The sequence below is a fragment of the Chloroflexaceae bacterium genome (assembly GCA_025057155.1).
Classification (GTDB): Bacteria; Chloroflexota; Chloroflexia; order Chloroflexales; family Chloroflexaceae; genus JACAEO01.
Map to the genome: position 1 here is coordinate 15,609 of JANWYD010000011.1, position 21,744 is coordinate 37,352.

General features: G+C 65.0%; 20 protein-coding genes and 2 tRNA genes. 13 read left to right on the top strand and 9 right to left on the bottom strand.

Features of this window, described 5'->3' with window-relative positions; all coding sequences use genetic code 11:
- Positions 1 to 29: 29 nt before the first annotated feature.
- From NZU74_11570 to NZU74_11620, 11 genes are all read left to right on the top strand, one after another.
- Entirely contained in the window at positions 30 to 527 is a 498-nt protein-coding gene (locus NZU74_11570) for a homoaconitate hydratase (GenBank protein ID MCS6881963.1), read from the top strand.
- A 224-nt stretch (positions 528 to 751) separates the two neighbouring features.
- Positions 752 to 1,753: an isocitrate/isopropylmalate dehydrogenase family protein gene (locus NZU74_11575; protein MCS6881964.1), complete on the top strand. Its 1,002-nt coding sequence runs from the start codon at positions 752 to 754 to the stop codon at positions 1,751 to 1,753.
- Between the two features lie 117 nt (positions 1,754 to 1,870).
- The gene (gene lysW / locus NZU74_11580; protein MCS6881965.1) at positions 1,871 to 2,038 is read left to right on the top strand and encodes a lysine biosynthesis protein LysW; all 168 of its coding nucleotides are present in this window, start codon (positions 1,871 to 1,873) and stop codon (positions 2,036 to 2,038) included.
- Positions 2,039 to 2,049: 11 nt separating this feature from the next.
- Positions 2,050 to 2,904 (top strand): lysine biosynthesis protein LysX, encoded by an 855-nt coding sequence (gene lysX / locus NZU74_11585; protein MCS6881966.1) that lies wholly within the window; start codon positions 2,050 to 2,052, stop codon positions 2,902 to 2,904.
- Positions 2,905 to 3,165: 261 nt separating this feature from the next.
- Positions 3,166 to 4,203, top strand: a complete 1,038-nt coding sequence (gene argC / locus NZU74_11590) for an N-acetyl-gamma-glutamyl-phosphate reductase (protein MCS6881967.1) — start codon at positions 3,166 to 3,168, stop codon at positions 4,201 to 4,203.
- A gap of 154 nt (positions 4,204 to 4,357) precedes the next feature.
- The gene (locus NZU74_11595; protein ID MCS6881968.1) at positions 4,358 to 5,992 is read left to right on the top strand and encodes a hypothetical protein; all 1,635 of its coding nucleotides are present in this window, start codon (positions 4,358 to 4,360) and stop codon (positions 5,990 to 5,992) included.
- A gap of 176 nt (positions 5,993 to 6,168) precedes the next feature.
- On the top strand, positions 6,169 to 6,918 hold the full coding sequence (locus NZU74_11600) for a hypothetical protein (protein ID MCS6881969.1): 750 nt from the start codon (positions 6,169 to 6,171) through the stop codon (positions 6,916 to 6,918).
- Between the two features lie 88 nt (positions 6,919 to 7,006).
- Entirely contained in the window at positions 7,007 to 7,237 is a 231-nt protein-coding gene (locus NZU74_11605; GenBank protein MCS6881970.1) for a zinc ribbon domain-containing protein, read from the top strand.
- Between the two features lie 84 nt (positions 7,238 to 7,321).
- Positions 7,322 to 8,404, top strand: coding sequence for a hypothetical protein (locus NZU74_11610; protein MCS6881971.1), 1,083 nt, complete (start codon positions 7,322 to 7,324; stop codon positions 8,402 to 8,404).
- Positions 8,405 to 8,458: 54 nt separating this feature from the next.
- Positions 8,459 to 8,535: transfer RNA gene (locus NZU74_11615), tRNA-Glu, on the top strand.
- Between the two features lie 4 nt (positions 8,536 to 8,539).
- Positions 8,540 to 8,615 (top strand) — tRNA-Asp (locus tag NZU74_11620).
- A 98-nt stretch (positions 8,616 to 8,713) separates the two neighbouring features.
- Here the strand turns inward: NZU74_11620 and NZU74_11625 are convergent.
- Positions 8,714 to 9,070 (bottom strand): hypothetical protein, encoded by a 357-nt coding sequence (locus NZU74_11625; GenBank protein ID MCS6881972.1) that lies wholly within the window; start codon positions 9,068 to 9,070, stop codon positions 8,714 to 8,716.
- 25 nt (positions 9,071 to 9,095) lie between these two features.
- Entirely contained in the window at positions 9,096 to 10,256 is a 1,161-nt protein-coding gene (locus NZU74_11630; GenBank protein MCS6881973.1) for an aminotransferase class I/II-fold pyridoxal phosphate-dependent enzyme, read from the bottom strand.
- 257 nt (positions 10,257 to 10,513) lie between these two features.
- On the opposite strand from NZU74_11630, the gene NZU74_11635 reads away from it, so the two are divergent.
- On the top strand, positions 10,514 to 12,571 hold the full coding sequence (locus tag NZU74_11635; GenBank protein MCS6881974.1) for a glycosyltransferase family 39 protein: 2,058 nt from the start codon (positions 10,514 to 10,516) through the stop codon (positions 12,569 to 12,571).
- A gap of 583 nt (positions 12,572 to 13,154) precedes the next feature.
- Here the strand turns inward: NZU74_11635 and ssb are convergent.
- The 3 genes from ssb to NZU74_11650 form a co-directional block, all read right to left on the bottom strand.
- Entirely contained in the window at positions 13,155 to 13,577 is a 423-nt protein-coding gene (gene ssb / locus NZU74_11640; protein MCS6881975.1) for a single-stranded DNA-binding protein, read from the bottom strand.
- A gap of 258 nt (positions 13,578 to 13,835) precedes the next feature.
- Positions 13,836 to 14,120 (bottom strand): winged helix-turn-helix domain-containing protein, encoded by a 285-nt coding sequence (locus tag NZU74_11645; protein MCS6881976.1) that lies wholly within the window; start codon positions 14,118 to 14,120, stop codon positions 13,836 to 13,838.
- 36 nt (positions 14,121 to 14,156) lie between these two features.
- A complete protein-coding gene (locus NZU74_11650) occupies positions 14,157 to 15,134 on the bottom strand; it encodes a small ribosomal subunit Rsm22 family protein (protein ID MCS6881977.1) in 978 nt (325 codons plus the stop codon).
- 281 nt (positions 15,135 to 15,415) lie between these two features.
- On the opposite strand from NZU74_11650, the gene NZU74_11655 reads away from it, so the two are divergent.
- Positions 15,416 to 16,477, top strand: a complete 1,062-nt coding sequence (locus NZU74_11655) for a hypothetical protein (GenBank protein MCS6881978.1) — start codon at positions 15,416 to 15,418, stop codon at positions 16,475 to 16,477.
- Between the two features lie 21 nt (positions 16,478 to 16,498).
- On the opposite strand, the gene NZU74_11660 is transcribed toward NZU74_11655, so the two are convergent.
- From NZU74_11660 to NZU74_11675, 4 genes are all read right to left on the bottom strand, one after another.
- Positions 16,499 to 17,602, bottom strand: a complete 1,104-nt coding sequence (locus NZU74_11660; protein ID MCS6881979.1) for a dipeptide ABC transporter ATP-binding protein — start codon at positions 17,600 to 17,602, stop codon at positions 16,499 to 16,501.
- Between the two features lie 155 nt (positions 17,603 to 17,757).
- A complete protein-coding gene (locus tag NZU74_11665; GenBank protein ID MCS6881980.1) occupies positions 17,758 to 18,774 on the bottom strand; it encodes an ABC transporter ATP-binding protein in 1,017 nt (338 codons plus the stop codon).
- 216 nt (positions 18,775 to 18,990) lie between these two features.
- Positions 18,991 to 20,277, bottom strand: coding sequence for a S41 family peptidase (locus tag NZU74_11670; GenBank protein ID MCS6881981.1), 1,287 nt, complete (start codon positions 20,275 to 20,277; stop codon positions 18,991 to 18,993).
- Between the two features lie 142 nt (positions 20,278 to 20,419).
- A complete protein-coding gene (locus tag NZU74_11675; GenBank protein ID MCS6881982.1) occupies positions 20,420 to 21,739 on the bottom strand; it encodes a CCA tRNA nucleotidyltransferase in 1,320 nt (439 codons plus the stop codon).
- Between the last annotated feature and the right edge of the window lie 5 nt (positions 21,740 to 21,744).

The following is a 21,744-nucleotide window of genomic DNA, read 5'->3' on the forward strand; positions in this document are numbered from 1 at the left end:
TTTACGCCTCAGGAACAGGGAGTGCATCTATGGCTCGCGTCTGGTTATTTGGCGCTGACATTAATACCGATCAGATCGTTCCAGGGCGCTATGCCCCGTATATGCTCAAGAATGAGGACGATCTGCGCAAGTACCCGTTCATCGAACATCGGCCCGACTTTGCCGCGAATGTGCGTCCGGGAGACATCATCGTGGCCGGCAACAACTTCGGCTGCGGCAGTTCTCGCGAGTACGCGCCTCTGGCGCTGCGCATGGTTGGCATTGGCGCGATCATTGCGCCACTGTTCGCCCGCATCTTCTTCCGCAATGCCCTGAATCTTGGCATCCCGTGCTTTACCGCCGATCTCACCGGCGAACTGCGCGATGGCGAGGAAGTGGAACTGGACCTGGAGCAGGGGCGCATCTATACCGGTGACGGACGCACCATCCAGTTGCCGCCGCCTCCGGCCTTCCTGCGCGAGGTCTGGGCCGCGGGGGGCATTGTGCCCTTCTATCGGAAGTATGGGCGGTTTCCCGGCGAGGGCTGAGTAGTGTGTGAACGAAGTTTTTGGCTAAACGCATCCCCTCCCCAACCCTCCCCCGCAGGGGAGGGCGCCTGGCGCTTCCCTCAACGGGGGGAGGCTGGGAAAGGGGGCGAAAAGGCGAGGAAACTTGCTTCACAGACTACTGAGTGGCCGGAGGGTTGGGAAAAGTCGGTTTCCCCAGGTGGGCGCAACCCGGAGGGTTGCGCCTGTAACCCAGGAATGATGGAATGCACATCTGCGTCATTCCCGGAGACGGGATCGGCCCGGAAGTGATCGGCGCGGCCACAGAGGTGCTGCGCGCCCTGGCGCCCGATGTGGCGATCACCAGGGCCGAGGCGGGTTGGGGCGCCTTCGAGCGGCACGGCGTGGCGTTGCCCGCGGTGACGCTGGCGGCAGCGCGGGCCGCCGACGCCATTCTCTTCGGCGCGGTTGCCTCCCCCAGCCACGCCGTGCCCGGCTACCGCAGCCCCATCGTGCAACTGCGCCGGGACCTCGACCTCTATGCCAACATTCGCCCTGTCAGCGGAACTGCCGCAGGGCAGCCGGTCGACCTGGTCATCGTTCGCGAGAACACTGAAGATCTCTACGTCGGGCGCGAGCGCCTCGAGGACGACGGGGCCAAGGCCATTGCCGAGCGGGTCATCACCCGGCGGGCCAGCGCGCGCATCGCTCGCGCCGCCTTCGACCTGGCCCGCCGCCGCGCCGCCGATCTCGGGCGGCCCGCGCGGGTGACAGTGGTCCACAAGGCTAACGTCCTGCGCCTCAGTGATGGTCTCTTCCGCGAGACGGTGCTGGAGGCGGCTCGCGACTACCCCGAGGTGGTCGTAGAGGAGATGCTGGTAGACGTGGCGGCGATGCGCCTTGCCCAGACGCCCGAACGGTTCGATGTGCTGGTCACCACCAACATGTTCGGCGACATCCTCTCCGATGTGGCCTGCATCCACGGCGGCGGGTTGGGCCTGGCCGCCTCGGTGAACCTGGGCGACGCACAGGCCCTGTTTGAACCGGTGCACGGCTCGGCCCCGGATATTGCCGGCCAGGGAACGGCCAACCCCCTAGCCGCGATTACCTGTGTGGCGCTGCTGCTAGAATGGCGCGGTCTGAGCCTGCCCGCGGCGCGCCTGCGGGCCGCCATCGCTACCGTGCTGCGCGATGGCCCCCGCACGCCTGACCTGGGCGGCGCAGCCGGGACCGCCGATGTTACCGAGGCCGTGCTTGCGCGACTGTGATCCGTGTTGTTTCTGGGAGGGCTTCGTCCGCGCAGACCCTGCCAGCGAGCAGCGGGTGCGGGAAAACCTGGTCTCCCCGCACCTCTCCGGAGAACCGAAACGAAAGGAGTTCCCGCTATGATCGCCACCTGTCCCGAATGCGGCGCCGAAATCACCCTGCCTGACGATACTATGGAAAGCGAAATCATCGTCTGTCCCGAATGCGGCGCTGAACTGGAAGTTGTGAGCCTGAACCCGCCCACCCTGGCCCTCGCCCCCGAGGTCGAGGAGGACTGGGGCGAATAGAGGAGCGATGTATGCGTATCGGTGTGCTCTGCTCGCGCATCCGCGCCGAGGAGAAACTGCTCTTTACCGAACTGGAGCGTCGCGGTCTGGATTACGAGAAGGTTGACGACCGCGAGCAGATCTTTAACCTGCACCAGCGCGAATACCCTTTCGACGTGGTGCTGGAGCGCTCGATCCAGCACAGCCGGGCGCTATACATGCTCAAGATCTTGAACGATGCCGGGGTTCCGACGGTCAATAGCTACCACGTGGCGCTGACCTGCGGCGACAAGCTCCTAACCACCCAGGCCCTGGTGCACGCCGGGGTGCCGACGCCGCGCTGCCTGCTGGCCTTTACCCCCGAAAGTGCGCTGGAAGCAATGGAGCAACTCGGCTATCCCGTCGTGCTCAAGCCGGTGATTGGCTCCTGGGGACGCATGGTGAGCAAGATCAACGACCGTGACGCCGCTGAGGCCATCCTCGAACACCGCGATGTACTTGGCAACTACCAGCACTCGATTTTCTACATCCAGGAGTACATTCATAAGCCAGGGCGCGACATTCGCTCGTTTGTTATTGGCGATGAGTGCATCGCCGCGATCTATCGCACCAGCGAGCACTGGATCACCAATACCGCCCGTGGCGGCATAGCCAGCCAGTGTCCTGTCACTCCCGAACTGGCCGACCTGAGCATTCGCGCGGCCCGCGCCGTGGGCGGCGGGGCGGTGGCGATTGACCTGCTCGAGACACGCGACGGGCGCGTGCTGGTGAATGAGGTCAACTACACGATGGAGTTCCGCAACTCGATCGAGACCACCGGCGTGAACATCCCGGCGCGGATCATTGATTATGTGCTGGAAGTGGGCCACAAGGGGATGACGAGGTGATTGGTCTGCGAACGATGTTTTCTGATACTATTTACCGCACAGGGCGCAGAGAACCGCAGCAGCCGTCAGGGGCCGCGCGTCTGTAGCTGAATGCGCCTGAACGGCAGCGGTTGATAGATGTTAGAAGACTTCGTTCACCGAGTCAGTGAAGGGCCGGCTGGACGACAAGCTGATCGCCTTTCTACATAACGGGTGACGAGGTGACGAGACTGGTTCTTCACACCTCCACGCCTCTACTCTCCACACCTCCACAGGAGGACTATGAGCATCCGCGTTTCTGTCGTGGGCGCCAGCGGCTACGTCGGGGGCGAGTTGTTGCGGCTCCTGCTATGGCACCCCGCAGTGGAAGTGGCGCAGGCCACCAGTGGGCGCAATGCCGGGCGCTATCTCTACCAGGTGCATCCCAATCTGCGCGGGCGGACGAGCCTGCAATTCGTGCATCCCGACCGGTTGGAATCCTGCGACGTGTTATTTCTGGCCCTGCCCCACGGTGAGGCGGCGCGCAGCTTCGCCCGCTACGAAGGGTTGGCCGAGCGGATCATAGATTGTTCTGCCGACTTCCGGCTGCGCGACCCGGCGGTCTACCGCCACTGGTATGGAGAAGAGCATCCTGCTCCGGAGTGGCTCGACCGCTTTGTGTACGGCTTGCCCGAGGTCAGCCGTGCAGCCCTGCGCGAAGCGCGCTACGCCAGCGGCGTGGGCTGCAACGCTACGGCCACCAACCTGGCTCTGCTCCCGCTGGTGCGGGCCGAGCTGGTGGACCCGAACCAGCCGGTGATCGTTGAAGTCAAGGTCGGCTCGTCCGAAGGCGGGGCCAGCGTTTCGGAGAGCAGCCACCATCCCGAACGGGCCGGCGCGGTGCGCTCCTTTGCTCCGGTGGGCCATCGCCACACCGCGGAGGTCGAGCAGGTGACCGGCTTGCACAACGTCCACATGTCCATCACCTCGGTGGAACTGGTGCGGGGCGCTCTGGCAACGGCGCACATCTTCACCAGCCGCCCGGTGACGGAGAAAGATCTGTGGCACGTCTACCGCGCCTTTGCCCGCGATGAGCCGTTCGTGCGCATCGTCAAGGAGCGGCAGGGGATCTATCGTTTCCCCGAGCCCAAGATCCTTGCCGGCAGCAACTATGCCGACATTGGCTTCGCCCTCGATGCCTCCACGGGCCGGGTGGTAAGCATCTGCGCGCTGGACAATCTGATGAAAGGCGCCGCCGGGAGCGCGGTGCAGTGTATGAACCTCATGCTCGGCCTCGATGAAACCGCGGGATTGGAGTTTCCAGGATTGCATCCGGTATAGGGGCATAGGAGGTGAAAAGGATGATGTCCCCGGATCCTGAACGAGTACGCACGACAGAGGGCGCGGAGCGTTTTAAAACGTTGTGCCGTTGCGCTCCTCTGCGTACTCTGCGGTGAATCTGGACGAGCGCGCGGGGAGAGGTGGAGATGTAGAGATGAAGACCGGTCACCCTGGCGCTGCAACGCCCCCTCGCGCCACCGCCCTGGCCCTCCGCCAGGTTGACATGCTGGTGCTTGGATGGTCGTTGATCGTGCCTCTCGTCCTGTTCGCCATCTTCCACGGCTATGGATTCGACGACCCCTACATCACCTATCGGTACGCAACGAACCTGGCGGACGGCCACGGGTTCGTCTACAACCCTGGCGAGCGCGTACTGAGTACGACCGCACCGCTCTATGCGCTCCTGCTGGCGCCCTTTGCCGCTCTGGGGCTAGAGGTGCCGCTAATTAGCAACCTGATCGGCTGTGTCAGTCAGGGCGCAGGCGCCCTGGCACTGTGGCGCCTGGGGCGTCTGGCGGAAATGCCGCTTGCAGGCGGCGCGGCTGCCGTGCTCTACTCGCTAAGCCCGTACATGGCCCTTACCCTGGGCGCGGAGACAACTTTCTTCACGGCTGTAACCCTGTGGGGCTTCGTTGCCCTGGCGAGGGGGCGCCCGGCTGTGGCGGGGTCGCTCCTGGCAATCGCCACGCTGACGCGCGCCGATGCGGCCCTGGCTGCCTTCGTCGGCGGATCGGCCTTACTGCTCGGGGACCCGCCAGGTTCCATTTTGCACCGCACCGATGCTGACACACCGACAGGCAACCGCCCCAGCCAGCGGGAAAGGCCCTTATACAGGAACCTTCATCCCTTGCTGCGCTTCGGCGGCGCCTATGCACTCATCGTCTTACCATTTCTTGGTGCGGCGTGGATTTACTTTGGCTCGCCATTGCCGGCGACGCTTGGCGCCAAACGCAGCCAGGCGCGCATCCCCGGCAGCCGTAGTTACCTGGCGGGCCTGGGCCAGCAACTGGCCGGTCTGGTCCAGCGCCCCCTGTTCTGGCCCTTGCTTGGCCTGGCGCCCCTGGGGCTGGTTACCGGGTTGTCGCGCCGGGTTCCATTGCTCCTGCCGCTGGCCTGGGGCAGCCTGCATGCCCTGGCCTACAGCCTGCTTGGCGTCACTGCCTACTTCTGGTATTACAGTCCGGCTGCTCTGGCATTGATCATCGCCGCGGCCATGGGGGCTGCGACCCTGGCAGCCTGGTTGCGCCAACGAAGGGCAGCGCGTATCGGCGTCGTCATTGTCGCTGTCCTGATCGTCATGGTGCTGGCGGCCCAGGTGCGGGCGCTAACCGGGATGCTCACCCAACCCGATCCCCGGCTGTCGCTCTACCGTGCCGCCGGCCAGTGGCTGGCCGCCAATACCGGCGTTAGCGACCGTGTTGGCGCCCTCGAAGTCGGCATTATCGGCTATTACAGCGGCCGTCCAATGGTCGATTTCGCCGGGCTAATTCAGCCCGAAGTGGCCAGAGTCATCGCGAAGGGGGGAAGCTACGACGCGGCAGCGCGTCAGGCAATAAGTGTCTACCGGCCCGCGTATCTGGTGAACCAGGAAACCGCCTTGCCCCTCGTCAGCAGTGACCTGCACCTGGCGAACCGTTGCCTGGCGGTAGCTGCATTTCCTGATCCTCGTTATCCTTCCCCGCTAACTATCTATCGCTGCGTGTGGCAGGAGGGTGGGCAAACCACGTTGCCCCCCTCTCCTCCAACTCGTACTGCAGCCGTCAAGGTTCTTCCACAGCAATCATTGTAGGGCGGGCGGGTTTGATCCGACCCCCTCCAACCAACCTGGCGCCCAGGGCATTCCCCCGCCCATCTCAACATCCCTGACCGCCTCCGCGTGCTGATCTTGCACGAAGGTGTATAATATGAATCCCAATTTTTATGTCCTCTAAGTGAGTTGCTGGTCAACGGCGAGGAAGTATCGCGATGAAACGCTGCCCTCACCCTTGCCCGGTTGTAAGCGCCGACCGGACCAACCTGGCGGCGCTGCGGGCGCATTTGCTGGAAGGCTACCAGTGCCTCGACGCCTGGCTGGCGCTGAGCGAGATAGTAACCGATGTACGCCAACGTCGCGACTGTCTGGAACGCGCGGCCGTGCTGGCGCCAGAAAATCAAGATATTCAAATCGCCTACCTGGAAGCAGTGTTGGTCGTCGAACCCGACAACCGAATGGCAAGGAACCGGCTCAACGAGATTCGCACGGTGCGTCTGCTTTCCGATGTCAAGACCGCCCATTTTCACGAACAGCCCCGCGCCAGGCTCCTGGGAGACATTCTCGTTTCAATGGGCGCCATTTCGCCGACAGAACTGCGTGAGGCGCTCAAGTTGCAACAGACCGGCACCCCGATTACCACCGATAGGCGGCTGGGACAACTCTTGCTGCGCCGTGGATTGATTACGCCGGGGAAGCTTGCCCATGCGCTGATCATTCAGCAGCAAGAACGCAGCCGGCTGCGGATCGCTCCACAGGTGCTCGGCGAGTATTTGGTAGAACAGAACTACATTACCCCGCAGCAGCTTGAACTGGCTCTGGCTGAACAACTCCGCCTTGACCAGAAGAACCAGCGCCTCAGCCTGGGTCAGATCCTGGTGCGTCTGAATATGATCAGCGAGAAGCTTATCGAGCGCGTTGCCAGAGAACACGAGCAGGCTTTCTGGTCAAAGTACGGCTATTAGCCTTCCGTGGGCACGGCCACCGTGGTATAATTGACGCGTTTGAGCGTACCTGTTTCTCTCCTGTCATCATCGAGGTGGCGCCATGCCGATGTACGAGTACCGGTGTCTCGACTGTGAAAGCCACTTTGACCGCCTGCGCCGAATGGATCAGGATGACTCCGATGTAACCTGCCCTGATTGCCAGAGCGCCCGGATCCAACGACGTCTGTCGCTCTTCGCGACAGGGGCGCGCGATGCTGTGGCGCTGAGCGGGGCTCCGGCGCCCTCATCGGGTGGCGGCTGCTGCGGTGGGGGGTGCTGTAGCGCGCGAATGGCATAGCTTTAACGCGGCCTGCGCCATCCGCCCGCAGACCATTCCAGGCGCTGGCAACGCAGCCGGCGAACCCTACAGGCGGAAAGCGCTATGATCGCCTATAATTCCACTGCCGCCGGCAACGGCGCCGTCGGCGCGACCAATGAAGGTCACCTGACAGCAGGGATGCATCCTCTGGCAAGTGTGCCCGCTTACCGCCCTCAACTGGCCGGAAGCGGCGAGCAATACCTCATACACTATCTCATTGCCACCCTTGGCGACTATTTTCCTTCCTCCCTGCTGATCAACTACTATGTCTCGCTGAAGACCAACCCCTTTGTGGTGCTCACAGGCGGTGAAGGCGCCGGCAGAGCCGTCTTCGCCGCTGCCTTTGCTGCAGCGCTGGTCGGGCACCAGAGCGGGCAGGTGATTACCATCGGCTCGGATCGCTGGGCGCGGCGCTATAGCCAGAGCAGTTACTACCGTGGCATCCATGAGCGCTTCGGTGTCAGCCAGTATCTTGAGACGCTCCACGAGGCAGCCGCCCCTGAGAATAGCGGCAAGGTCTATTTGCTGATCCTGAAGGGTCTGACCGCCGAGGAACTCGATCTCTATCTCAACCGGCTGGTGCGCCCCGGACGCTACGGAGAACGCTACCTGGCGCTGCCCGGCATTCCCGAAGCGGAACAGCCCCTGGCGCCGGCGAATTGCTTCATTACCGCGACGATGCATCCGCTGCGAAGCGCTCCTCCCGGCGAACTGGAAGTGTTTCGCCATGCCGGCTACATCGCGTTTGGTCCTGATTGGCAGCTCATACCCGCGATCCCCGTGCTGCCCCTGCCGCCCGTGGGCCTGCAACGGGTGATGCTGCGCGCCGTCTGCCGCGATCCGCGTCAGGCCCGCGCCAGGCTCGCTGTCATTCTTGGCCCCGCGCGGCTGCGCCGGCTTGGTCCTTCAGCCGAGGTGGTGCGCCTTCTAGTCGAAGCAGGCGCCAGCATTCCTCGCGATGTCAATGACATCGTGCTTCCCTACGTCGCCAATAGCTTCGATGAAGAGGGGCGCGGGCTGTTTGATCCCTTCGATGCCTGGCGCAATGCCTGCCAGGCCTACGACGCCCAGATCGCGCAGCGCTGGCTCTGGCGCATGAACTGGCAGCAGCACGCTCTGCACCTCGCCGATAGCTTGCACCCCTGACAGATTTGCATTCCTGCCCGACGTGTGGTATACTCACAAAGGCCATGAAATTGCGGCCCCATCGTCTAGCGGCCTAGGACGCCACCCTCTCAAGGTGGAGATCGCGGGTTCGAATCCCGCTGGGGTCACCAGAGAGGACCCGTGGTGTAGCGGTTAACATGCAGCCCTGTCAAGGCTGAGATCGCGGGTTCGAATCCCGTCGGGTCCGCCACACGCAGAAAGCTCACGATATCCGTGAGCTTTCTGCATTCTGCCAGACGGGTGACGGGGCAATCTGGTTGTCCCATCGCCATGTTTGCGCCGGTCGCCTTACGATGAGAGCAACACGATCGGCACTACCATCAGCGCACCCAGCAGCAGTATCAGACCAAGCAATTTCAACTGTTCAACCGTGCGCCGCGTGGCCAGTTGCTCGCGCGCAGCAGGGGCATAGGGAACGTTCGGCAGTTCGCCGAACAATACCTGCCCGAGCGCGCCCGGCGCGGTGAACAGGGTCGTGATCACCGTCGTGATCAACTGGCGAGCGGTGATGAGCGGCGGCGCCCAGTACGCCTCGTCGGGGCTGACTGGCACTCCGGTGAGGGCGCAGCGCAACTCACCGTTAACGACCGTGGGGCGTGCCTGGCCTTCTGTCAGATCTGGCGGATTGCGTAGTTCTACCGGCATGTTCCAGTTCCTCCTCTGGTTCACCTCAGGCAATGCGACGCACGAAGCGTTCAATCCGCTCGAGCGCTGCTTCAATCTTGTCAAGCGCTGTTGCATAGCAGACGCGCGCGTGTCCCGCGCCACTGGGGCCGAAGGCGTCGCCGGGGATCACCGCAACGCGCTCTTCGGTCAGGAGGCGTTCGCAGAACTCCTCGCTGCTCATTCCGAGATGCCCGATGTAGGGGAAGGCGTAAAAGGCCCCCTGCGGCTCAAAGGTCGGCAGGCCGATCTGTCTCAAGCCGCCGACAACCACCCGACGGCGCCGGTCGTACTCCTCACGCATGGCCCGGACGCTCTCTTCGCCGAAGCGTAGCGCCGCCAGCCCGGCATACTGGCTCATCGTCGGCGCGGACATGATCGCGTACTGGTGCACTTTACGGGCCGCGGCGGCGATTTCAGCGGGAGCGGCCAGCCAGCCGAGCCGCCAGCCCGTCATCGCATACGCCTTGGAAAATCCGCCGATGAGGATCGTGCGCTCGCGCATCCCTGGGAGAGCGGCGAAACAGGTGTGCTCAACACCGTAAACCAGGCGATCATAGATCTCGTCGGAGATGACCAGCAAATCATGCCGTTCGGCTACGGCGGCAACTTCGAGCATGCGCTCCCGCGAAAGCACCGCGCCGGTCGGGTTGTTGGGATAACCTATCAGAATGGCTTTCGTGCGCCGGGTGATCGCCGCCTCCAGGGCCGCGCCGCCGACCTGAAAGCCTTCCTCTACATACGTGGGGACATACACCGGCTTCGCGTCGGCAAATAACACGGCGGCCGGGTACGCGACGAAGCACGGCTCCGGTACGAGCACTTCATCGTCGGGATCAAGCACCGCCAGGGCGGCGATCAACATTGCCTCGCTCGCGCCCACGGTCATCAGCAGTTCGTCTTCGGGATCGTAGTCGGCGCCATAGAGCCGGTTGAGATGGGCGGCCAGCGCAACGCGCAGCTCTAATAGACCTGAGTTTGAGGTGTAGGCGGTGGTCTGGTCAATCGAGCGCTGGCCCGCTGCACGAATATCGGCAGGGGTCATCGCATCGGGTTCGCCGACTCCGAGTGAGATCACGTCAGGCATACTTGCGGCAATATCGAAGAAACGGCGAATACCCGAGGGCGGCACTGCGCGAATACGACGTGCGATACGTTGGGACCCCATAGCTTGCTCCTGTCGAGCGCGCCGCGATGGCCGGCGGCGCGCGCTATCATACCACGCCGCCGCAACCAGCGTAATGCCGCGCGACATGGTTTCAACGCCAGCATACCACTCTTGTATACAATGGGCCATGACATTCGTGGTACCATCGGTCAGGGGCGCGGGGAAGCCGGGTTTCCCGCGCACGCAACCCGGAGAGTTGCGTGTTACAGCCTCGGAGGTTACGCAAAAAACGGGTTTCCCCACTTATCGGGAATGCGATGAAAAAGATCGCCCTCACCGCTGTCGCGCCATCCAACACGGAACGCACTCGCGTTGCCGGGCGGCCCTGGCTGCTATGGATCTCCCTGGCCGGCCTGACGCTGGCGGCCCTGCTGCTGCGCGCTGCAACCATTGGCCAGACGCTCCCGTTTGTGGACCATCCCGATGAGCCGGTGCATCTCGACCAGGCGCTCACGATGTTGCGAACGGGTGATCCCAACCAGCAACTTTTCTGGAAACCCTCGCTGCACACTTATCTGCTGCTGGCCGTGATACAGGCTCGCTATCTCTGGGGGCGCGCCGCGGGGATCTACCCCCCGATCCAGGAGATGCTGATTACAACCCATATTGTCACCACCGTGCCGGAGTTCTTTCTGGCGGCGCGGCTTCTCACCGCCCTGGTCGGGGCGCTGACGGTGCTGGCGGCATATAGCCTGGGCGCGCGGGGCTGGAACGCAGGCGCGGGGCTGGTCGGGGCGCTGCTGGTCGCGGTATTGCCGTTGCATCTGCGCTTCTCGCAGTGGGCCACCACCGACGCCCTGGCGACTCTGCTCACGACTCTTGCCCTGGGAACGACGTTGCTGGCCCTTCGGGACGGTACGTGGCGAGCTTATCTAACGGCAGGGGCCTTTGCCGGCCTGGCGGCTTCGACGAAATACAACGCCGGGGTTGTGGCGGGCGCCATCGTAGCCGCGGCAGCTCTGCGCGCCTGGAATGGTCGCCGGGCCGGATGGTCGGTTGCGCGCCGCGAGGGAGCGCGCTTGCTGGCGGCGGGCCTGGCGGCTATAGCAACCTTTGTCGCGGGGACGCCCTACGCCGTGCTGCGGTGGGATCAGGTATCGCGAGGAATTGCTGAGCAGTGGGGCAATTACGGAGGCGGGAATGGCCACTACCGCGGCGCGTGGAATGTAGGGGGATATGTCGAGTTCTTCACGGGTGATGGTCTGGGCCTGCTTGCCTGCCTGATCGTGCTGGCGGGCCTGCTGATCCTGGCCCGGCGGCGCCCCGCGGTGCTGGGGGTCTGGCTGGGCTTTGCGGCGCCCTCGCTGTTGCTGCACCTCTCACGGCCAACCCATTTTATGCAGAATATGCTGCCTCTGCTGGCGGCCTGCTCGTTCCCGGCGGGAGTGGCGGTGGTTGAACTGCCGCGCCTGCTGGCCCCGCGCGCCGCGACGATGCAGTGGTTCGCGCTGGCGGCCCTGGTCCTGGCACTGGTAACATCTCCGGCGCTGCGCTCGTCCGCTGAGATAAGCCGCCAGGCCGCCGGTGACAGCCGTCGGCAACTGCTGAACTGGATTGACGCCAATGTGCCTCCCGGTGCGCGCCTCGCCGCCGAGTTGCCTCCCGTGCCCAGTCCCACCGAGCCGCGCTGGAGCTACGTGCCGTGGCTGGCCGAGCACGACCTGACCTGGTATCGCGCCCAGGGCTTCGCCTACCTGATTGCCACCTCGCACAGTTGGGGCCAGATTGCCGTTCCGCCGGCTTATGCGCCGTTGCTGCCGGCCACTGTTGCTGAGTTCGGGCCACGGGTGCGGCGCGAAGAGATGCTGGGGCCGCATATTCTGGTCATCGCCACCGGTCTCAACGCGGACGACGCGCGCCAACCGCTAAGCGACGATGTCCGCATTGGCGAGGCCTGGCTGCGCGGTGTGACGGTCGGCGACCCTTCGGGAGACGGCGAACCGCCGATGCTCCTCCCTGCCGCTACGTTCACTCCGGGCGGGGTGCTCGGCCTGCGGACGTTCTGGGACGTTGAAGGCTCGTTCGCTGACGATTATTACATTTTCGTTCACCTGGTTGACGCTGCGGGCCGTCGTCCAGCTCAGCGCGACGCCCAGCCCTGGCAGGGACGCTATCCGACCAGCATGTGGCGCGCTGGCAGTCTGGTGGTGGACCACAACGATGTCTATCTGCCGCCGACTATGGCGCCGGGAGTATACCGCGTCATCGTGGGCATGTATGACCCGGCCAGCGGTGCGCGGGCGCCGGTGACGGTCAACGGTGCGCCGCTGCCCGAAGGCGCCGTCGAGGTGGCGACGATCATCGTCGGGCGGTGAGGCGCGCCATGTGGTTGCGTTGTGCATACCAGGGTATGGTTCATACCTAAAATTGCCGTTCACAGGGCCTGCCCCCTCTCAGGTGCGGGGTTTTCCGGCCCATCCTCGCGTTGCATGCGCCATCCGGGGCGCTGGGACGCCCAACTCCCCCCTCTCCCGCTCAGGGAGAGGGAGGCGGGAGGGTGAGGATCGTAAGCGCATTGGAATGCCAAAAACCCCTTCTCGCTCGAAAAACCCTCCACCTGAGAGGTGAGGGTGAACCGGCGCATCGTAATCCCGTATCTGCGCTCAGGTGTTCTGTCTGCTCCTAAGTTCCAGCGGGGAGGGTCAGGGAGAGAGCGGGTCGCCACCGACGGTAAGCCGGGCAATTGCCCTTCTGAAACCTTGCCTGACGGGATGAAGCGGGAAGTTCCTGGGAGGGCGAAGCCCTCCCAGATCTTTACCATCGAGGCGGTGCCCTCCTCAGGGGGGCGCACCTTCCACTGTGCGAACAGGGCGCAGCGGGATCAACAGAAGCTGCGCGAACGGGGCGCAGCGGGATCAACAGGGGCCGCGCAAACAGGGCGCGAGGATGATCTGGCGCTTAAAACGGCACATCCTCATCTGCGGGAGCCTCGCCGGCCTCGGAGGCGGCAACAGCCTCGGCGGGCACGCCGGGGCGAGCGTCGAGGAAGAGCACGTCATCGGCGCGAACGTAGGTGCGCGAACGGGGCTGATTAGTGGCCTTATCGGTCCACGTGTCGGTCCGCAGAGCGCCGCTGACGCGCACACGGCTGCCCTTGTGCAGGTAGGTGTTGCAGAGTTCGGCCAGACGATCCCAGACCTCAACGGTCGTCCAGTCGGTTTCATACTCGCGCCGGCCCTCGGCGTCCTGGCCGCCGAAGCGCCTGGTCGCCACGCGGAAGCGGCAGACTGCGGCTCCCGTGGAGATGAAGCGCATCTCGGGGTCGGCGCCCAGCCAGCCGAGCAACTCCACGCGGTTGATCGTGCCCTTCACCTGTGTCATGGTCCTGGTAGCCTTTCCTGGTCATAGGCCGGGCGTTGCGCGGCGCCCGGCAGCGCGTATGGCTGATCAGCCCACCAGGTTAACCGGATCAGCAGGCGAAAGGTTGCGCGCCTCTCCTGTTAGCCGCACCTGACGCAAACTACCGTGCCGTCCGCCGGTTCCGCCCGCAGCGGGCGCGCGCACTCGAAGCCAGGACGAAAGTGCCGTCGCGGGCAGCCTCGGGGGGCGCGCCGCGCCCTCCGCACCTCCGCGGAACGGTTACGTCAATGGCCGCTCCACGAGCAATTCCAACAACTCGCGCACAGCGTGGCCTTGCTGGGCCGGATGGCGCATCGGAGCTTCCTCGTGGATCTCATAGCGATTCTGGCGCCCGTCACGGGTATGGCTGATGTAGCCGGCATCGTGAAGGTCGCGCAGAATGCGCTGCACGGCGCGTTCGGTAATGCCCACCTGCGCAGCGATCTCGCGCGCAGTGGCGCTGCGGTTGCGCGCAATACACAGGAGCACCTGCGCGTGATTGGTGAGAAACGTCCAGTGAGCCATAGGCTGTTTCACCTGTTGCTCAGGGCGCGCGACGCCTCAGTCGCGCGCTGGCGGCTGCGGATCGTTCAGGAACTCGGGCGGCAGGGAGTCGCCCCAGCGCAGGTCGCGTGCCATGCGCCAGGTTGCGCCCGTGGAACGAGTGACACCGAGACGGCGTATGCCGTGATGGGTGCAAAGGGTCAGTTCGATGTACCCGGATCGGACCAGAGGGTGGCGCAGCACGCGGGCGCCGATCGGTTTGCCGGGTTGCCGGGCAACGGCGACGTAGCTGTATTTTTCATCTTCGTAGCCCAGTTCGGCGCCCTTGAGCGTTCGATGGAGACGCCCGCGGGGGAGACGGCGCGAGAAATGGCACCAGTCGTCGGGGGGCAGCGGGCAGGCGTCTTGATGGGGGCAGGGGGCGATAAGCGCGGCGCCGCTGGAGCGCAACTGTTCCCGTGCGGCGCGAATGGTCGCCCAGCCGCGAGGAGTGCCCGGCTCGATCAGCACCAGGGCGCCACGCGCTCGCTCCCATAGCCGCGCGACCAGGGAGGCGCAGGCCTCCTCAGGCAATTCACCCAGAACGTAGGCTGCGGTCACAAGATCGTGGGGCGGCGCGTCCCAGGCAGCAGTGAGATCGGCGCGCACCCAGGCGGCGCCGCGAATGGCAGGAGTGGCCGCGGTAGCGGCGAGGCGCTGGCCCAGGGCTGCCATATCGCGGTCAGCCTCGATCAGGGTGGCCCGTTCCAGAGCGGGCCAGATGCGCGTCGCCGCCCAGAGCGTCGCGCCGCTGCCGGCCCCGGCGTCAAGCAGGGTCCGGGGCGCGAAGGCGGGCAGACAGGCCGCAAGCTCGCCTAGGGCGGCGGCGCAGGCGGCATAGGTGGCAGGCATGCGCGTGGCCGCGTATGCCGCGGCAGCCAGCGGGCCGCGGGGGGGCGGGCCCGCCGCCGGGTCGCGGAAGCGTGCCGTGGCCTCGGCGGTCACGCGGGCCAGGCTGCGGACATCGTAGGCGCGCAGTTCACGTTCGAGACTCAATCTCAGCTCGTTTGGCAGATCCATGATCGTGGATTTTGGATTTTAGATTTTGGATTGTAAGACCTTCAACAATGTTGGATTAGCCCTGTCTCCCCGCGATCCTTTGACCACTATCCAGAATGGTATACTTGGAAGTGTCGGTCCTCTCCAGACTCTCTCCGCCGGCAGGCGGAAGGATCGGGCCGCCTGGCGCTCCGGATTGGGGTAACACGCGCGCTCATCACTATCGAGCCTGGCAAGCCGGCCCGCCGCGGCGAGGCGGCGGCGCCACAGGAGGGTCTATGGCAGCCTCGGTTCACTCAAGCCGCATCTGGTCGCTTGTCGCCGCGCTGGTCGCCATCGCCGCCGTGCTCGGGTTTCCGCCGCAGCGCGCTATAGCGATCCCGCCGCCTGGCGCGCTTCCCGCTCCGCTGACCACGCCGGACCCGCAGTTCGGCTTAACCTGGACGGCCTGGCAGGATCTGGCTGGCACGCTGACCTCCGCGCCGGCAGCCGTGTCCTGGGGTCGGGAGCGGATCACCGTCTTTGCGCGCGGCGGGAACGGCGAAATCATCCAGACCTACAAAGAAGGCGGCGGCGCCTGGAGTTTCTGGCGCACCCCGCCTGAACTGCGCGGGGTCCTCCTCCGCTCGGCCCCCTCGTGCGCCTCGTGGACGTCCGGATCCATCAACTGCGTCGCCCTGCGCGAGGGGTACGGCGGCGTCTTTCAATTCTACTGGAACGGACGCGGCTGGTCCATGAACGATCTGGGCGGTGACGCGACCTCGGCCCCGGCGATTGTAGCCTGGGGCGCTGGCCGTCTCAGCGTCTTCGTTCGCAATAGCAATGGTAACCTGATCCATCGCTACTGGCAACATAATGTTACTGATTGGACCCCGCCGCGCTGGGAGGCCGTCGGCAGCGGCACGATCACCTCGGCGCCCGCGTGCGCCTCGCGCGAGACAGGAATCATTGACTGTTTCGCCCTCGGCGCCAACGGCGTGGTAATGCAGCTCTACTACGATGAACGGGCGGGCGCGCGCTGGGTCGGATGGAACCAGCTGACGGGCATGGCAACCTTCCGCGCGACGGCCCCGATCAGCGCGGTGGGGTGGAACCGCAATCTGCTGGACCTGTTCGCCCGCGGCCCGGATATGCGCCTGTACCAGATCACGTACAGCGGTACGTGGGCGCAACCCTGGGCAGCCATCGAGGAGCGCCCGCTGATAGGAGCGCCGTCCTGCGCGCGGGTCGAGCCGGGGCGACTGGACTGTTTCGCGCAGGTGCTCGACCCCCAGGCGCAGAACACGAGCGCCTTCAACGTTGCCCCGGGTCTGGCGTACCGCTATGCGCAGCGCCGGTAACGGGCGGGCGTGCTCCTGCGCTTAGTCGGCCGTACCCTTAACCTTCGCCGCCTCGACGTGGATGCGCGTGGCGAGGCTCTCGGTCTGCTTGCGGGCAATCGCGGGCATTAATTCGCCCGACTCGCGGGCGCGCCAGCAGGCTGCAAAGTGCCCGTCGCCATAATCAACGAAGGGCGGTTCCTCCTCCCGGCACTGCTGGATGGCGATCGGGCAACGGGTGTGGAAGCGGCAGCCTGATGGCGGGTTAAGGGGGCTGGGCACATCGCCCTCGAGGATGATGCGCCGGCGCTGCTTTTCCACTTTGGGATCGGGGATCGGCACCGCCGAGAGCAACGCCTGGCTGTAGGGGTGCAGGGGCGCGCGGTACAGCTTCGCGCCTTCGGCCAGTTCCACTACCTTGCCCAGGTACATCACCGCCACCCGGTCAGAGATGTGTTTCACCACGCTCAGGTCATGGGCGATGAACAGGTAGGTGAGCCCGAGTTTTTCCTGCAATTCTTCCAGCAGATTGACTACCTGAGCCTGGATGGAAACATCAAGGGCCGAAACCGGCTCATCGCACACAACAAACTGCGGCTCAACCGCCAGGGCGCGGGCAATGCCGATCCGCTGGCGCTGGCCGCCTGAAAACTCGTGGGGGTAGCGGTTGGCGAAGGCCGGGTTCAGCCCCACCAGGCTCAGCAGTTCCTCGACCCGCTCGCGCACCGCCTTGCCCTGGCGCAAGCGGTGCACCTTGATCGGCTCGCCAATAATATCGCCGACAGTCATACGCGGGTTGAGCGAAGCGTAGGGGTCCTGGAAGATCATCTGGATCTGCCGGCGCATCTTGCGCAGCGCGTCGCCGCGCATTCTGGTCAGATCCTGGCCGTTGAAGAGCACCTCGCCGGAGGTGGGCCGGTAGAGTTGTAGGATGGCCCGCCCGGTCGTACTCTTTCCGCACCCCGACTCGCCCACGAGGCCCAGGGTTTCGCCCCGCTTGATGCTGAAACTGACCCCGTCCACAGCCTTGATCGTGCCCACGCGGCGCTGAAAAATGATGCCGCGGGTGACGGGAAAATGCACCTTCAGATCGCGGATCTCGATCAGCGAGGCGGCGTCGGCATCAGTCGCAGTAAGGGGGGTCATTGACATAGCTGTCGCACCTGGCGGCCTTACGATGCTTTCTCGCACGTCGCGTCCCGCATTCTGCGGGGAGGGCCAGCCTTCTCCGCGTTCCTCGCAGGCTGTGATGATCCCTTTCGCGGCGAGGGTGTCGCCCTTTTACATCCCCTGCCGATTCGCTACGCTGCGAGTTCCGCAGCGTTCCGTTCAGGCACAGGCGTCGCCAGGGAGATATCGAAATGACACGCGGCAGCGTGACCGACCCCGACGGGGCGCAGTTCCGGGCGTGCAGTCAGGCACCGCTCCTGAACGAAGTCGCAGCGCGGGCTGAAGGGACAGATTGGCGGCAGGTCAATCAGATTTGGGGGCAGACCGCGGATGGGATTCAACTTGCGTCCCCGCGCTTCATCCAGCCGTGGAATGGAGCGTAGCAGACCGATGGTGTAGGGCATGCGCGGATTCTCAAAGATCTCGGGCGTTGGCCCTTCCTCCACCACTCTGCCGGCATACATCACTGTCACACGGTCGGTCATGCCCGCCACGATTCCCAGGTCGTGGGTGATGATGATGACGGCAGTGTGAAGCTCCTCTTTGAGCCGGTTTATCAGTTCAAGGATCTGGGCCTGGATAGTTACATCCAGGGCGGTTGTCGGCTCGTCGGCGATCAGCAATTCGGGGTTACAGGAGAGCGCCATGGCAATCATCACCCGCTGGCGCATGCCGCCCGAAAACTGGTGCGGATAGTTATCCAGGCGCTTGCTGGCCGAGGGGATGCCCACCATGTCGAGCAACTCCACGGCGCGACTCCGGGCCTCGCGCCGCGAGAGCTTCAGATGCAGTTCCAGCGACTCGGTGATCTGTCGCCCGATTGTCAACACCGGATTGAGCGAAGTCATCGGGTCCTGGAAAATCATCGCAATCCGGTTCCCGCGGATGTGGCGCATGCGCTCTTCGCTCTGTTGCAGCAGATCCTCGCCGTCGAACAGGATCTGTCCGCCGGCGATCTTGCCTGGCGGCGAGGGAATGAGACGCATGATCGAGAGCGAGGTGACGCTCTTCCCGCACCCTGATTCGCCAACGATCCCCAGCGTCTCGCCACGATCCACGGAAAACGAGACGCCGTCAACCGCCTTGACCACCCCATCCTGAGTATGAAAATGGGTTTGCAGATTGCGTACTTCGAGCAGCGGAGGCATCCGTATCTTCGCTTTCCCGGCCCCTTTCCTGCGGCAGGATTGTGGGCAGGTCCGGTTTCCCCGTTGTTGCCGAGACGCTCTGCGGCTGAACCGCACAGCACCGGGAAGGCGCAATCCTGCTTTTGAGAGGGACCGCCCTCCCAAAACCGCACTTAGGAGTTTTTACCATCAGGAACGGAAGTTTGAGCGGCATGGTAGCACGAGCTCCATGACCCGTCAAGGTTGCTGCCGGCTGGCTGCCGCCTCCAGCACCCGTTCCAGCGCCCGAGCCAGTTGAGCGTCGGGGCCTGCGCGCAACGCCGCTGCAGACAGCCTTGCCGCTTCGGATGGCGAGAGGGGCGCCACCTCGTCGCCGAGCACAACCAGTTCGTCAGGCTCGATGCCCTGGCCGCGTATAGTGCGTTCGTCGGGGGTGAGCCACTGCTGGGTGCCCAGCAGCAGGCGGCTCCCGTCGCTCAGGCGGTACGGCGTCAACACGGTGCCCGTGCCGAAGGTCGTCTCGCCGATCAACACGGCCCGTCCTGCCGCCTGCAAGGCCCCTGCCACGATCTCGGCGGAACTGGCCGAGTTCTCGTTAACCAGCACCACCAGCGGCAGATCGAGGGCCGCGCCGCCGCGGCGCGCCCTGGTGACTTTGCGTTCTCCCTGGCGATTCTCCTCGATCAGCACCGTTGTGCCCTCGGGCAAGAACTGGCTGGCCACCTCGACGGCTTGATCGAGTAGACCGCCGGGATTGTTGCGCAGATCCAGGATGATAGCCCGCGCGCCCTGCCGCCGCGCGTCCGCAAGCGCCTCGCGCAGTTCTTTGCCCGTGTCGTCGTCGAAGGAGCTCAGGCGGATCAAGGCGACGTCATCGGGCAGCATGCGCCAGTTGACGCTTGGCACCACCACCTGTGCCCGCACGACGGTCACTTCCACCGGAACGGTTTCGCCAGGATGCACCACCCGCAGGGTCACGCTGGTGCCCCCAGGGCCGCGCACCTTCGCGCGCAACTCGTCAACCGACCAGCCGGTGGTCGGCTCGCCGTTGACTGCCAGAATGACGTCGCCGGCGCGCAGGCCGGCTTGCTCAGCAGGCGAGCCTTCGATCGGCGCGACGATGATCGTCCGCCCGTTTCGCACGTCAATATAGGCCCCGATGCCCTCGAACGATCCGCGGAGCGTCTCTTCCCACTGCCGGGCTTCTTCGGCGCTGAGAAAGCGTGTGTGGCCGTTGTCGCCCAGACTGTCGAGCATCCCGTTGACCGCCCCGGAAGTCATCTCGCTCGGATCGATCGCCTCTGGATCCACGAAACGCTTGCTTGCCAGTTCCCAGGCTTCCCAGAAGACCGAAAATTGTTTGCACACCTCCGGGCTTTCCGGACACGCAGCCGGAGAACGGTTGAGGCGGTAGCCGGCATACATCCCGCCGCCGATGCCGCCGATCAAGGTCAGACTCAGCAACATGCTAACTGCCCAGAGGGGGATCCGGGCGCGCGTCCAGTTCAGTAGTGCATTCTTCATTGTGTCCGTTACATCTAGTTTCAAGGGGTGTCAGGCGCCCTGGCGCCGGGTGCAAGGTGGGGAAACGGGGTTTCCTCCGTGCCGCGAGGCAAGGTTGTAGCCGTAGGGGAACCTGGAAGGTTGCCCTGGATTTACCCCCGTCTCACGCGCCGAGCGTTCCTTGCCCACGGCGCCGCACCCAGTCTTCGGCCTCTTCGCGGGTGCTGATCTCGCCATCGAGGGCGGCGGCGCGCAGCGCCTCCAGCGTTCGGCCGAGCAGCGGGCCGGGCGTGATGCCCAGGCGCTGTAGATCGTTGCCGTTTAGCGGCGGGCGCATCGTCCGCAGCTCGCGGAGATAGCGGGCGGTCATTGCCGCGGCTGCCGGCTCAGCGTAGTGGAGCGCCGTAATCGCGGCGACGCTGAAGGGCCGCAGCAGGCGGTCAAGGCCGCTGTTCGGCAGATCGGGCGTTAGCAGCGGCGCCGTCGCGCGCAGGACGGGGAGTTGCCGCAGCAGCTCGGCGGCCTCTACCGGCAAGGGGTAGCGCGCGGCGATGGCCGTCAGCCCTTCGGCGTCGAGATCGTACAGCAGCAGCCCGGCCCAGACGAGCGGCCCGCCCGCCAGCGCGTCACCGGGCGCATCGGCCAGCCGAGCGCACCGCGCCGACAGCGCCTCGCTCCAGGCCAGGCCGGGGATGACCTGAGGCGTCACCTCCCAGGCGTCGGCCAGGCGCACCGTCTCGTCAGGGCGCGGCTCTTCCAGGCACAGGCAGAGTTCGGCCAGAATGCGCTCATTGCTCACCAGGCGCAGATACCCTGCTCGCAGGGCCTCCTGGATCTGCGCCGCAGTGGCCGGGTCCGGGCGCAGGCCCAGCCGGGCGGCCAGACGCACGCCGCGCAGCATGCGCGTTGGATCGTCCCGCAGGCTGTGCTCGTGGAGCAGCCGCAGGCGGCCTGTAACCAGGTCGGCGCGGCCTCCGCAGGGATCGAGCAAGCGCCCGGCGCGCACCTGCCCGTCTTCGGCGCGCAGCTCGATTGCCAGCGCATTGACGCTGAAATCGCGCCGGTACAGGTCGTCCTCGATGGGGGCCGGAGCGACCTCTGGCAACGCGCCGGGCGACGGGTAGCGTTCGACGCGACTGCTGGCCAGATCGAGGATCAGGGTCGCACCATTAGCCAGCACCTCCACGCTGGCGGTGCCGAAGGCGGCATGCGCGGCGCGCAGCCGCCCGCCAGTCTGCGCCGCCAGTTCATGCGCCAGCGCCAGCGCGTCTCCCTCTACCGCCAGATCAACGTCGCGGCCCGGTGGCGCCTGGCACAACAGATCGCGCACCACGCCTCCCACCAGCCAGAGCCGGGCCTGCTGAGCTTCGGCCAGGCTCGCCGCCCGGGCCAGGATGGCTCGGAGATCGAGCGGAAGCCGGGCAAGCAGCGCCTCCGGCGGAGCGTGCATATTCTTGACAGCCGCTGCCATCAATGGTAGCATAACAC

Excerpts from the sequence above, each read along its gene's own strand:
- NZU74_11570 (MCS6881963.1), top strand. The coding sequence starts at position 30 with ATGGCTCGCGTCTGGTTATTTGGCGCTGACATTAATACCGATCAGATC.
- NZU74_11575 (MCS6881964.1), top strand. The coding sequence starts at position 752 with ATGCACATCTGCGTCATTCCCGGAGACGGGATCGGCCCGGAAGTGATC.
- lysW (MCS6881965.1), top strand. The coding sequence starts at position 1,871 with ATGATCGCCACCTGTCCCGAATGCGGCGCCGAAATCACCCTGCCTGAC.
- lysX (MCS6881966.1), top strand. The coding sequence starts at position 2,050 with ATGCGTATCGGTGTGCTCTGCTCGCGCATCCGCGCCGAGGAGAAACTG.
- argC (MCS6881967.1), top strand. The coding sequence starts at position 3,166 with ATGAGCATCCGCGTTTCTGTCGTGGGCGCCAGCGGCTACGTCGGGGGC.
- NZU74_11595 (MCS6881968.1), top strand. The coding sequence starts at position 4,358 with ATGAAGACCGGTCACCCTGGCGCTGCAACGCCCCCTCGCGCCACCGCC.
- NZU74_11600 (MCS6881969.1), top strand. The coding sequence starts at position 6,169 with ATGAAACGCTGCCCTCACCCTTGCCCGGTTGTAAGCGCCGACCGGACC.
- NZU74_11605 (MCS6881970.1), top strand. The coding sequence starts at position 7,007 with ATGTACGAGTACCGGTGTCTCGACTGTGAAAGCCACTTTGACCGCCTG.
- NZU74_11610 (MCS6881971.1), top strand. The coding sequence starts at position 7,322 with ATGATCGCCTATAATTCCACTGCCGCCGGCAACGGCGCCGTCGGCGCG.
- NZU74_11625 (MCS6881972.1), bottom strand. The coding sequence starts at position 9,070 with ATGCCGGTAGAACTACGCAATCCGCCAGATCTGACAGAAGGCCAGGCA.
- NZU74_11630 (MCS6881973.1), bottom strand. The coding sequence starts at position 10,256 with ATGGGGTCCCAACGTATCGCACGTCGTATTCGCGCAGTGCCGCCCTCG.
- NZU74_11635 (MCS6881974.1), top strand. The coding sequence starts at position 10,514 with ATGAAAAAGATCGCCCTCACCGCTGTCGCGCCATCCAACACGGAACGC.
- ssb (MCS6881975.1), bottom strand. The coding sequence starts at position 13,577 with ATGACACAGGTGAAGGGCACGATCAACCGCGTGGAGTTGCTCGGCTGG.
- NZU74_11645 (MCS6881976.1), bottom strand. The coding sequence starts at position 14,120 with ATGGCTCACTGGACGTTTCTCACCAATCACGCGCAGGTGCTCCTGTGT.
- NZU74_11655 (MCS6881978.1), top strand. The coding sequence starts at position 15,416 with ATGGCAGCCTCGGTTCACTCAAGCCGCATCTGGTCGCTTGTCGCCGCG.
- NZU74_11660 (MCS6881979.1), bottom strand. The coding sequence starts at position 17,602 with ATGACCCCCCTTACTGCGACTGATGCCGACGCCGCCTCGCTGATCGAG.
- NZU74_11665 (MCS6881980.1), bottom strand. The coding sequence starts at position 18,774 with ATGCCTCCGCTGCTCGAAGTACGCAATCTGCAAACCCATTTTCATACT.
- NZU74_11670 (MCS6881981.1), bottom strand. The coding sequence starts at position 20,277 with ATGAAGAATGCACTACTGAACTGGACGCGCGCCCGGATCCCCCTCTGG.
- NZU74_11675 (MCS6881982.1), bottom strand. The coding sequence starts at position 21,739 with ATGCTACCATTGATGGCAGCGGCTGTCAAGAATATGCACGCTCCGCCG.